The organism is Carboxylicivirga longa (assembly GCF_050589825.1).
Lineage (GTDB): Bacteria > Bacteroidota > Bacteroidia > Bacteroidales > Marinilabiliaceae > Carboxylicivirga > Carboxylicivirga longa.
In genome coordinates this window covers 18,142-29,205 of sequence record NZ_JBNGOZ010000033.1, presented here as the reverse complement: position 1 = coordinate 29,205, position 11,064 = coordinate 18,142, and the positions used below count along the sequence as shown (strand labels likewise).

12 protein-coding genes and 1 tRNA gene are annotated in these 11,064 nt (G+C 38.7%); 12 read left to right on the top strand and 1 reads right to left on the bottom strand.

Annotation, left to right across the window (positions count from 1 at the left end):
- The first annotated feature begins 68 nt into the window (after positions 1–68).
- The 4 genes from ACRD7A_RS18330 to ACRD7A_RS18315 all read left to right on the top strand — a co-directional run bounded on the left by ACRD7A_RS18330 (position 69) and on the right by ACRD7A_RS18315 (position 3,798).
- On the top strand, positions 69–1,481 hold the full coding sequence (locus tag ACRD7A_RS18330) for a tetratricopeptide repeat protein (protein ID WP_430812828.1): 1,413 nt from the start codon (positions 69–71) through the stop codon (positions 1,479–1,481).
- Positions 1,482–1,698: 217 nt separating this feature from the next.
- On the top strand, positions 1,699–2,466 hold the full coding sequence (locus tag ACRD7A_RS18325) for an energy transducer TonB (RefSeq protein ID WP_430812829.1): 768 nt from the start codon (positions 1,699–1,701) through the stop codon (positions 2,464–2,466).
- 275 nt (positions 2,467–2,741) lie between these two features.
- Positions 2,742–3,266 carry a hypothetical protein gene (locus tag ACRD7A_RS18320; protein ID WP_430812830.1) on the top strand — a complete coding sequence of 175 codons (525 nt, stop codon included), beginning with the start codon at positions 2,742–2,744 and terminating at the stop codon, positions 3,264–3,266.
- A complete protein-coding gene (locus ACRD7A_RS18315) occupies positions 3,250–3,798 on the top strand; it encodes a PepSY-associated TM helix domain-containing protein (protein ID WP_430812831.1) in 549 nt (182 codons plus the stop codon). Before ACRD7A_RS18320 ends, ACRD7A_RS18315 begins: the two co-directional genes overlap by 17 nt.
- Before the next feature lie 92 nt (positions 3,799–3,890).
- Here ACRD7A_RS18315 and ACRD7A_RS18310 read toward each other — a convergent pair.
- Positions 3,891–3,965: transfer RNA gene (locus ACRD7A_RS18310), tRNA-Pro, on the bottom strand.
- Positions 3,966–4,258: 293 nt separating this feature from the next.
- On the opposite strand from ACRD7A_RS18310, the gene ACRD7A_RS18305 reads away from it, so the two are divergent.
- From ACRD7A_RS18305 to ACRD7A_RS18270, 8 genes are all read left to right on the top strand, one after another.
- Positions 4,259–4,855 (top strand): RteC domain-containing protein, encoded by a 597-nt coding sequence (locus tag ACRD7A_RS18305; RefSeq protein WP_430812832.1) that lies wholly within the window; start codon positions 4,259–4,261, stop codon positions 4,853–4,855.
- Positions 4,856–4,940: 85 nt separating this feature from the next.
- The gene (locus ACRD7A_RS18300; RefSeq protein WP_430812833.1) at positions 4,941–5,288 is read left to right on the top strand and encodes a helix-turn-helix domain-containing protein; all 348 of its coding nucleotides are present in this window, start codon (positions 4,941–4,943) and stop codon (positions 5,286–5,288) included.
- A 36-nt stretch (positions 5,289–5,324) separates the two neighbouring features.
- Positions 5,325–5,636 (top strand): DUF4406 domain-containing protein, encoded by a 312-nt coding sequence (locus ACRD7A_RS18295; protein WP_143302296.1) that lies wholly within the window; start codon positions 5,325–5,327, stop codon positions 5,634–5,636.
- A 66-nt stretch (positions 5,637–5,702) separates the two neighbouring features.
- Positions 5,703–5,999 (top strand): hypothetical protein, encoded by a 297-nt coding sequence (locus ACRD7A_RS18290; protein ID WP_430812834.1) that lies wholly within the window; start codon positions 5,703–5,705, stop codon positions 5,997–5,999.
- Positions 6,000–9,104, top strand: a complete 3,105-nt coding sequence (gene dnaG / locus ACRD7A_RS18285; protein WP_430812835.1) for a DNA primase — start codon at positions 6,000–6,002, stop codon at positions 9,102–9,104.
- Between the two features lie 505 nt (positions 9,105–9,609).
- The gene (locus ACRD7A_RS18280) at positions 9,610–9,831 is read left to right on the top strand and encodes a helix-turn-helix domain-containing protein (protein ID WP_430812836.1); all 222 of its coding nucleotides are present in this window, start codon (positions 9,610–9,612) and stop codon (positions 9,829–9,831) included.
- Complete coding sequence (locus tag ACRD7A_RS18275; RefSeq protein WP_430812837.1) at positions 9,821–10,432, top strand: BrxA family protein; 612 nt, start codon at positions 9,821–9,823, stop codon at positions 10,430–10,432. Before ACRD7A_RS18280 ends, ACRD7A_RS18275 begins: the two co-directional genes overlap by 11 nt.
- Positions 10,432–11,043, top strand: coding sequence for a BREX protein BrxB domain-containing protein (locus tag ACRD7A_RS18270; RefSeq protein ID WP_430812838.1), 612 nt, complete (start codon positions 10,432–10,434; stop codon positions 11,041–11,043). The genes ACRD7A_RS18275 and ACRD7A_RS18270 overlap by 1 nt, the downstream gene beginning before the upstream one ends.
- Positions 11,044–11,064 lie beyond the last annotated feature (21 nt).

Sequence of the window (11,064 nt, the reverse complement as noted above, 5' to 3'; positions counted from 1 at the left end):
ATACCTAAAGTAAATAATCATGTTTAACTATTTACTTTGATACGTATTTAGTAAACCACAAACTAACGATGCTTTATATATTTATCATTCACCCAATATACCAAGAACCATCGATTGCCGTGCTGCCACTGGAAAACCTGACAGGTAACACCGATAATGAATACCTACTTAGCGGCATGCACCACGCTCTCATTGGAGAACTGGGCCGAATATCGAAACTACGCGTTATCTCCCATGAATCAACCCGGTATTACAAAAGCACCAAAATGCAAAACACAGACATTGCCGTTGAACTGAATGTGCGCTATATACTTAGTGGATCTGTATTATCGGTAGGTGATAGCATTCACCTGATACTTGAACTGAGCAATGCACGCTCCAGCAATCAGCTGATGGATAGCTATGAATATCACGACCAACTGGCGCACATAATAAGCATGCAGAAAGCGGTAGCACAAAAGGTAGCACGCTCGCTTAGGACACGACCTTCCCGTGCTGAACGCCTGCAGAAAGAACAGAAACGAGTCATTAACCCCGATGTATACAAGGCATACTTGCGAGGTATGTACGCCCTCCATCAGGGCAGTGAACAGTGGTACAAAAAAGGCATTGCTTACATGGAAGCGGCCATTGAGTTGGATCCAGGAGATCCGTATGCATATGCCGGTCTGGCTTTAGGCTATGCCACACTGGGGCACGGACAGGTCGATTCAGAAGCATCCTTCGCACGAGCCGTCAATGCTGCCAACAAGGCCATTAAACTCGACCCCTCGTTAACCGAGGCCTACACAGCACTGGCATTACTGCATCTCTACCACGACTGGAACTGGCAACTTTCTAATGAGGCTTTTAAAAGGGCATTGGCTGCCAATCCGAACAATGCCATCGCCCACGCCCATTATGCCTGGTATCACATCTTATTTGAGGATATGGATGCTGCCATTAAACATGCAAAACTGGCTACCTACCTAGAGCCTCTATCGCCGGCCTATCATGCATGGCTGGGGCTACTATATTGCCATTATGCAAATTACGAAAAAGCAGAAAAAGCAGCCCGAAAAGCACTAACACTTAATAATACATCGGAACAAGGCAACCTCATACTAGGCTGGTGCAACCTTCATAAAAAACAGTTCAGACAGGCCAATACCTGCTACGATCGCTTACCCGAAACACCACACTGGGAAACCATGAAAGCTTACTGTTATGTGCAAAGCGGACAAAAAGAAAAAGCCCTGGAGATTTGGTACCGCTTCACTCAGTTGGAGGAAAACCAGGAGCTTAACCCCTGCTACATGGGACTTCTGGCAGCCTGCCTGGGCTTTAACGACCGCGCCTTTGAATATTTAAACACCGCTATTGAGTCACGTATATTTCCAGGTGCCTACCTAAACTATTTTCCACACACCAAAAACATAAGAAAAGACCCCAGATATGCCCTCCTGATGCAAAAAATGCAACTAAATTACATCCCAGAATAAATTCTGCAACCTGAATAATACAAGTTCTGCAACACCTGTGTCTTCGCATACAACATTAGAACTAGATTGCATCACCATTAATGCTGGCACTGCTATTATCTGCAACCTGAACATTTATTATAGCTGCACCAATAGACCTACCTTGTGCTATGTACATTAGATCAGGTCTTAGATGTACTCGTCCCATTAACCATTTACTCATTAAAATTTGCGTGCCATGAAAAAAACGATGCTAGCATTGGCTATGAGTTTCGCCATGATTGCGCTAACAGCGCAAGAAAGCGGAAACATTATGCTGAGTGATCAGCAAGTAGTGCCCCCTCAATTCGAAGGAGTTGATCTTGAACAAACAAAAGTAGAAATAAAGAAAGCCCCCATTTGCTGCTTCCTGGAGCAAAACCTATCGGTAGAAGGATTAAACAAATTTTATCTGCCGGAAGGAACAGTAGCCATAGAGTTCACCATTAACGCAGACGGAAAACTATCTAACTTTGTGGTGGCCAATTCTGTAAATCATTACCTGGATAAGGCCGTGATCGACTGTATTAAAAAAACCCGCGGCTTATGGAGACCCGGCGAGGTAAACGGCCAACCTTCACCAATGGAAAAGCGTGTATATGTGCGTTTTGATGACCCCAATAACCGATCGTTCAATGCCATTGCGCGAGACCATTATATGGCAGCCACCAAGCGGTATTATGAAGGCAAAAAAATTGCCAGAGACATATTTTTAACCGATGCGCAAAAGCAACGCAAATCAGAGCGCTTTTACAACAATTCGCTTAAACAGCTACAAGCAGCCACCGTTTATTTGCCCAACGATCCTTCATTGGCTTTTTGGAAGGCAAAAAACTACGAAGCACTGGGCATGCGTGACGAAATGAATAAGATGATGCAGCAGCGCAAGGCACTATTAAGTCTGGAACTAAAGGAACAAAGGCTTGATGAGCACTATGACCTTGCGATAATCAGCCTGCAAAAATAGTTGTAAGTAAGCCTTAACAGTCTCCCATTAACCATTCCCGCTTCGGCGGGTTTTTCATGTCTTGAGTAAAACCATGGTCCTCATTAAACTCCTCAACATAGGCTTACACAAAGAATCCAACCATCCAACTCCCCTGTTAAACGGATGTTAAGATGCTGCTTATGATTACAAATAATTTGGTAAATCTGAAACTTATTAAAGCATATTATATAGCTTTGGGAAGCCATCAGAAATGATAGCACCCAACATTACAACAAACTAAAATGAAACACACAATGAGAAAAATTCTTTTTACCACCATGGTATGCAGTCTACTGTTGGCATGCAACAGCCCGGCTAAAAAAAGTGATAAGAACAAACAATCTTCAACAGTGCTTCAATCAGTGTCGGTTGATAAGTTACTGGCGCAGGCCGATGAATTGGTGGATCAAGCCATTAAAGTAAAAGGACATGTAACACACACCTGCAAACACTCGGGCAAACGCTGCTTTTTAGTAGGCGACAACGAGCAATTCACCATTCGCGTTGAGGCAGGTGGTGAAATAACCGGCTTTAACCGCGACCTGGTAGGCAACACCATCGAGGTAGAAGGCACCCTCAAGGCACGTCGCCTGTCCAAGGAATACATCAATCAAATGGAGCATGAAGTACAGGAGAAAGCAAAAGAAGATGGTACGGCTGAAACCTGTGCCACAGAAATGAACAACATTAATGATATGCGAGCATGGATGAAGGCTAACAACAAAGATCATTATGCCATTTATTTTGTAGAAGGGGTAAAGTATGCAGTGGTCGAATAAAGCAATTAGAAAATGGATGCGCATCATCCACCGCGATTTGGGTTTTCTGATGGTGGGTATCACCATTATCTATGGAATATCGGGTTATGTACTCAACCATATGGATGGAACCGACCCTGCCTACCACACCATAGAAAACACTGTGCAGCTAGCACAGAATCTTTCAGCAGCTAACCTGATGGGTGCCTGGGAGCAGCACGATGACTTACCGGCTGTTAAACGTGTATTACCCATCGATGAGGAACACTATCGGCTTATGCTCGATGGAGGCATTGGTGTTTATAGAAGTACCAATGGTGAGGTTTTGTACGAGCATCATCAGAAGAAGCCTTTTATCCACTTCATTAATAAACTGCACTATAACCGTGTGGGCGGATGGACTTTACTAGCAGACATTTTTGCCTTCGCCCTCATCTTTTTTGCCATCTCAGGTTTGTTTATGGTTAAAGGCCGCAAAGGTATCCTTGGGCGCGGCAAATGGTATTTGCTAATAGGGATAGCAATTCCTATTATCTATGCATTTTTAATGTAGCTACATCCCGGTTATCGCCGGGATTTTTTAGTACTACCATAAAATAACAAAAGCTCATAAATCTTTCGACTTATGAGCTTTTGTTGTTTTTGTCGGGGTACCAGGATTCGAACCTGGGACCCCCTGGTCCCAAACCAGGTGCGCTAACCGGACTGCGCTACACCCCGAAATAATACTGTGCGGAGAGAGGGGCTTGTGAACCTTCTCCCTAATATTGCTATATATCAATGTTTTATAATCTTGTCTTTTGAATGAGTCACGATTTAGCCACTACTTTTTAACTAAGCCAAAAACTCGTCAAGTCCTACAATATTTCAGGTTCGAATTTACATTTTTTTATTGGAATGTCAATGTAATATTTTGTTAAGTATATGGTAAAATGAACCTGTTTCACTTTCGTAATAAGTATTTGCAAAAGCCATAATGATGGCTTGAAGTTTAACAATACTTATTAATAGAAATGGAGCAAGAAACAGAAAAATTTATTAGAAAGGTGGAGCAGAAATTTAAGGGAGGGCAGGTCAGTATTACAGAATTTGAAAGATTAATAAAAGAATGGGGACATCTGATAGCTGTCAGCTGTTATGAGCAGCATAATATGAAACAAACATACCTAAATCTTAATCACTTAAAATTTACCGTGCAATGGTTCAAACAACAAAACGCTGATAAGAACGGTCATTTACAGTATTTCTTAGATAATATGATTCAATACATAGGTGTTGAATTAGAGAGTTTAACCATGTATCCAGAGATTGCCACAGAAACACCAGAGCTTAATGGTACACAATTTAATACAATGCGTTGGACGACCAACAAGCGCTCTCTGATAGAACTCATTTGTGCATTAAAAGAAGTTGGATGCATCAATAAAGGAACCACTACTCTACAAAATTTAGTTGAGCATTTTGGGGCATTATTTGGTGTTGATTTGAAAAATTATCATCAGGAACTTTATAAAATAGCAGCTCGTAAACCGCAGGATAACAGTGATAATCGAGCTTATTTCTTGAATACATTAGCAGGTAAGTTTAATGAAAAAATGCTCGTTTTATAATAAAAGTTGCGCCACTTGCTAGGTAAGTAGCCCTTTAAAAACTTTCCTTGTTGTCACATTTGCCCTGAACAAAAACAGTCAGAGCATGAACGTTATAACATTTGAATCCGAAGCCTATCAGGCTCTTGTAGACAAGATAGATTCTCTTTCTCAACTAATAGACATACATCAACAAAAGGTAAATCCAGATGACGCATGGGTTAACAGTGATGATGTATGCACTTATCTGGGAATTAGTCAACGCACTTTGCAACGCTTACGAACCAATGGTGAAATCACTTATTCTCTTTTAGCAGGTAAGGCTTATTACACAATTTCTGAAGTAAAGAGATTACTTGAAAACCGGATAGTAAGAAGTACAGCACAATCGGTAGATGAGCTTTGTGACCAATACAAGAAGCGTATCAACAGTTTTCAAGGCAAAGGAAAATAATAATGCGTGTCCTTAACTTCTAAAAATTTTGAATGAATGGTAGTTTACCTCTCCGGAATCAATTACGAAACTAACAAGCAAGAGTTAGAAAGATTAAAAGCCAACTTGTTTGATTTGGGCTGCACAATTATAACTCCAGAAGCCAAAGAACTGGATAAGCTTATCTGGTCTGAAAATGTTCGTCTTCGATTAAGTTTTCTTCAAAGTAGCAGTACTATTTACATGCTGCCTAATTGGAAAGAAAGCGCAATGGCCAGAATAGAGTTAACGGCAGCGATGAATGAGAAAATGCCACTCTGCTTTTCTCCCAACGATATTCGAGAATTAATAACCACCCTTGATAGATAGTATATGGTTACGGTGGAGTTGAACAAGGGCAGCTCCACCTTTTCTATACTTTTAAAAACGATTTATATGTCAGTAATATCATTACCTTCTAATACAGTCTCCAAGCTTTTTTACTTCGATAACAGAGTAAGAAGCTTTTACGAAAAACATGGTTTCAATTCTGTTCCTTTTGATGGACTAAAGGTGCAGGAAATGATTGATGCCTCACACCAAGAACTAAAGGAATTATTTCTCAAAATATGGGGTTCATCTATGGGCTATCACCTTTTGGATAAGTTTTATAGTTACCGGGGAAATATCTATGAGTTCTTTATGTGCTTAGATAGTACGAATAGGGAAATGTTCACAGGTAAAGACTGGTAGATGATGGATGCAAATTATATAATAGAACAGATTAACGGTGATATTCATGGCGTTATCTCCAATTTTATTGAACTCAAAAAGGCAGGAACCAGTTTTACTGCTTGCTGTCCCTTTCACAATGAAAAAACACCATCCTTTAGTGTGAATCCGGCAAAGGGCATCTTCAAATGTTTTGGGTGTGATAAAGGCGGTGATGCTATTGAGTTTATTAAGGAACACGAAGGAGTTGACTTTAAGGAAGCAGTTGAAATTGGTGCTAAGAAACTGAACTTGGATTTTGAATGGAAGAAAAGCTCCAACTTCGACCAAGCTAAATACAGGCACATAGAAAGTATGCAGGTAGCCTGTAATATAGTGGAGCGTTTCTTTACAGAAAACCTATCCAACACGGAAGCAAAAAAGTACATTGAACAACGTAATCTGGTAACTCCAGACAATGATAGTTTAAGTATGGGTTATGCTCCCAATGGTAATGCACTACTCACTTATGCCCGAAAGAATGGCGTAAAAACAGAAATACTTGAAGAGATTGGTGTTTTAAAAAGTAACGACAAGGGTGTTTATGACTTCTTTCGTAATAGGTTGGTATTTCCAATCTCAAATTCCAGAGGTCAAACAATCGCTTTTGCCGGACGTGATTTGAGTGAAAACTCCAAAGTAAAATACCTGAATACTCCAGAGAGCTGTATCTATGTAAAAGGAAATGAATTGTATGCTTTAAATGCTGCAAGATTTACCATTAAATCAGAAGGCCGGGCATATATAGTGGAGGGTTATCCTGACGTATTACGAATGCATTCCATAGGTATTACCAACACAATAGCAACTTGTGGTACTGCATTAACGGCAGCACAAGCAAAACTATTAAGGCGGTATACTAATAAAGTTACCCTGATATACGATGGTGACAGTGCCGGATTAAGAGCCACAGACCGGAATGCTGAAATACTGATTAAAAACCAGTTTCATGTATCGGTAATTATCCTACCTAAGAAACAAGACCCGGATACACTGTTTACCTCAAAAGAGATATTTCTTCAGTACAACGAGAAGCAAACCGATTATATCATTTTTAAAACGGCTCAATATGCTCAAAAGTCCACCTCCGATCCGGTGTTTAAATCGGAAGCCATTAAGCGTATATCAAAACTGATTGCCAACTATGACAAAAGCAAACAGGAAGTGTATGTTGAGTTTTGTACCGAACACATTAAGCCCAAGAAAGCATGGCAGGATGCCCTTAAGGAACTCACCAAGGACGAGCCTCAAAATAATCAGCGTTACACTATTCCCAAGCATGTGAGCTTAAACGACTTTAACCGTTGGGGCTTTTATGTGGAAGATAACTGCTATGTCTTCCGAAATAAGAAAGGCGATGACTTTGTAACGCATTCCAATTTTGTTATGTCTCCCCTGTTTCATATTGAGAGTACCATTAATGCTAAACGATTATATGAGATAAAGAACAGGCATAACCTGACCAAAATTGTAGAACTACCGCAAAGGGATTTGGTGAGTATTACCAACTTTAAACTTCAAATCGAATCCTTGGGCAATTTCTTGTGGACTGGTGGAGAAAGCGAACTCAACAAACTCAAAGCATGGCTTTATGAAAAGACAAAGAGTTGTAAGGAGATTACACAATTAGGTTGGCAGCGTGAAGGTTTCTTTTGTTGGGGAAATGGCATTTTCAATGGCGATGAATTTATAAAAGCCGACCGCTACGGTATTGTAAAACATACAGACCGCTACTACTACATTCCAGCCTGTTCTGAAATCTATTCTGATGATGATACCCTGTTTGAATTTGAACGCCATTTCATTCATAACGAAGGCAATGTTACGCTTTATGAATACGCTCAAAAATATACGGCTGTATTTGGTGACAATGGCATAGTAACCTTAGCTTTTTACTTTGCCTGTTTGTTTATGGATGTGGTAGCCAAACGCTTTGATAAGTTTCCCATCTTGAATATGTATGGCCAGAAAGGTTCTGGTAAAAATACCTGTGCAGAAAGTATTCTATATATGTTCGGCAAGAAAGGAAAAGTACCCAACCTTCATAACTCCAGTAAACCATCCATTGCCGACCATGTAGCTACAAGTGCCAATGCTGTTTGTGTTCTGGATGAATACCGGAACGACCTTGAAATGGAAAAACGTGAGCTACTTAAAGGATTCTGGGATAAAACCGGACGTACCCGGATGAACATGGACAAGGATAAAAAGAAAGAAACATCAAAAGTAAATCAGGGCATTATTGTCTGTGGTCAGCAAATCGCTACAGCCGATATCGCTTTATTCAGTCGCTTTGTAGCATTGGGTTTCTCAAAAACAGTATTCTCACAGGAAGAAGAACAAGCCTTTCACGAACTGGAAAAAATAAACAAGCAGGGTTTAACTCAAATTACCCATCAATTGCTAAAGCACCGGGAAGCTTTTTCTAAACATTACAACAAAACGGTAAGTGCCATTAGTGAGAAGTTTCGGGAACTGCTAGGTGATACTTCCATTGAAACCCGGATTTTTAATAACTGGCTTACCATTGCATCGGCTTATGCTACGGTTGCTAGAATAGTAGAGCTGCCGTTTAATTTTGATGAAATCATTCGCTTGTTTGTAAAGATGATGACTACTCAGAACAAAGAAACAGCTCGTAACGATGATTTGGGTGTGTTCTGGAAAACTGTTCAATACCTTATCAGCTCCAACATGCTTTTTGAAGGTGGTGATTACAAGGTAATGTATATGGACAGGATTAACCGAACATTTAAGCAAAATGGCGAATGGCAAAAAAGTGAAATTGTACTTCCTGAACCACAGGATATACTTTTATTATCAGTAAGCCGGGTGTTCGGATTATATAAATCTCAGGCATTACGAGAAGGCGATAAACCACTCCCGGAAGCTACGGTTGAATACTATCTTAAAAACAGTCCATCTTTTATTTGCGATACCAAGAAAGTGAGCTTCAAAAAGATTGATGCTAAAAGCGGAATGCAGGAATACGATGAAAATGGCAACAAGAAGTTTACAAGTACTACTGCATTTGTATTCTATCTCGACCAACTTAATCTTAATCTGGAAAGTGCAAAAAGGCAATAACAGTACATTCAATCTTATAGGCAAAACGAGGGTTTCTTATGAAGAAGCTCTCGTTTTTCTATTGGGTGAGATTGAAAAGCAGTTGGAACAGATTCTTAAAACACAAAATCTTCTTACAGATTCGGTTACTTAGGTAACTTATAATACTTAGAACAGGATTATATATTAAATACTAAAGAGTTATATCAACTTCATTCGTTTTATCAGGTTACTTGACATTACTTAGGGTTACTTAATAATTCTCGCTATTTGTCAATCGTTACTAAGTAAGTACTTAGGTACTTGGAAAGAACTTAATTTTATACACTCCGTATCTTACTAGTAAATAGAAACATATCAAAATCTAAGTAAGATAAGTACCCAAAGTCCTATAATTAGGTTGCATCAACCAGATAATCAGCTCAAATAATATTTTACCTCTTCAAAAAACATTCATTTCGCATTTATATCTCATATATTGTGATATATTTGTGAATCAAACTTTGAAAAAGATAAACTGATTCAAATGAACAGGATTAAAGAAGTTCTTGAAGAGAAGGGAATTAAGCAAACATGGTTAGCCGATAAGCTTGGTAAGAGTTTCAATATGGTTAATTCGTATGTGCAAAACAGAAGACAGCCAACACTTGAGGTTCTGTATAAGATTGCAGAATTATTACAGGTGGAAGCAAAAGAGCTTTTGGTTAATAATAATGAGATTGAGAAAGGGGACGAAAGTGACAAATAGATATAGGACAGGATATAGTAGTTGGTCTTTGCTTCTAAAGGAAGCTGATTTAGTAATAAATGAAATTAATGACTTTTCACTTTTCTTTAAAGGAGAAGAGAAAATAGATTATAACATTATTCCAACTAATTCAGAATCCTCAAAAAAGCGAATATTATCAGAGGTGGTAAAAAGGATAATGTCACTTGAAAAACCAATATTTCTTGAACTATTTTTAGCGGGTGATGATGATGATAAGAACCTAATTCTTTTTTATGCAGTTTGTAAGACCTATCAACTAATACCAGATTTTATTATTGATACGGTGGTGAAAAAATGGCAAAATATGGACTACGAAGTTACCTCTTATGACTTCAAGTCTTTCCTTTACAAGCTATCAGACACACAACCAGATATTATTTCATTTACTGAAAAAAGCTTAGGTAATATTGCTGCTTCTACTATTAAAATATTATCTGAAGTAGGGATTCTTTCTGGAACTTCATTACAAAAGAAAGAATTCAAGCCTGAAATTTTGAAGCAAATTGCGATTAATGGTGATAGTTGGTTACTTGAGATATTGCTGTTAAATGAAAACGAACGACAAGAAATTATTGGATAATGATAAATGTTGACAAGATATATGACTTGATGGCTGACCGTGGCTTCCAAGAACCAAGGACTGGAAATTTATTTTTCCCGGCATACATCTACACCTATCCACCGGAGCAAGAATATGAAATACGTGAACAGATAGGTTTGCTTATTGAAAAACTTAAAAGACCGAATCATTATTTAGATTGTTTGGTTATGAATATTTATCACGAACTAATTGAGTTCTTAAAGTCGGAAACTTTTGCAGGTAAATCAATTTTTGATTCAGTACTTGAGAAGGAACAGGAAGACCCTGAAAGAGCTTTTTTGTGGGTTCGAAACAAACTTCAATCAGATAAATTTATAAAGTATTTCACCCAAAAAGTTAAAAACCACTTCCAAAGTGATTCGGAGAAAAAGGTTTACCTAATTCTTTATGGTTTTGGAAGTTCATTTCCTTACCTGAGAACTTCTGAATTATTAAAGAAAACAGAACAACTCATTAAGGATTTTAAAGTAATCGTTTTTTATCCCGGTGAGTACAAAGATGCAAAGTATAGTCTATTTGGCATTTTAGACGATGATAATTTGTATCGGGCAAATTATTTAAACAGACAATTAGGAGAATTAACCAAATAAAGACAGTAAACAATTATATAG

Excerpts from the sequence above, each read along its gene's own strand:
- ACRD7A_RS18270 (WP_430812838.1), top strand. The coding sequence starts at position 10,432 with ATGATAAATGTTGACAAGATATATGACTTGATGGCTGACCGTGGCTTC.
- ACRD7A_RS18305 (WP_430812832.1), top strand. The coding sequence starts at position 4,259 with ATGGAGCAAGAAACAGAAAAATTTATTAGAAAGGTGGAGCAGAAATTT.
- ACRD7A_RS18325 (WP_430812829.1), top strand. The coding sequence starts at position 1,699 with ATGAAAAAAACGATGCTAGCATTGGCTATGAGTTTCGCCATGATTGCG.
- ACRD7A_RS18280 (WP_430812836.1), top strand. The coding sequence starts at position 9,610 with ATGAACAGGATTAAAGAAGTTCTTGAAGAGAAGGGAATTAAGCAAACA.
- ACRD7A_RS18295 (WP_143302296.1), top strand. The coding sequence starts at position 5,325 with ATGGTAGTTTACCTCTCCGGAATCAATTACGAAACTAACAAGCAAGAG.
- ACRD7A_RS18290 (WP_430812834.1), top strand. The coding sequence starts at position 5,703 with ATGTCAGTAATATCATTACCTTCTAATACAGTCTCCAAGCTTTTTTAC.
- ACRD7A_RS18315 (WP_430812831.1), top strand. The coding sequence starts at position 3,250 with ATGCAGTGGTCGAATAAAGCAATTAGAAAATGGATGCGCATCATCCAC.
- dnaG (WP_430812835.1), top strand. The coding sequence starts at position 6,000 with ATGATGGATGCAAATTATATAATAGAACAGATTAACGGTGATATTCAT.
- ACRD7A_RS18300 (WP_430812833.1), top strand. The coding sequence starts at position 4,941 with ATGAACGTTATAACATTTGAATCCGAAGCCTATCAGGCTCTTGTAGAC.
- ACRD7A_RS18330 (WP_430812828.1), top strand. The coding sequence starts at position 69 with ATGCTTTATATATTTATCATTCACCCAATATACCAAGAACCATCGATT.
- ACRD7A_RS18320 (WP_430812830.1), top strand. The coding sequence starts at position 2,742 with ATGAGAAAAATTCTTTTTACCACCATGGTATGCAGTCTACTGTTGGCA.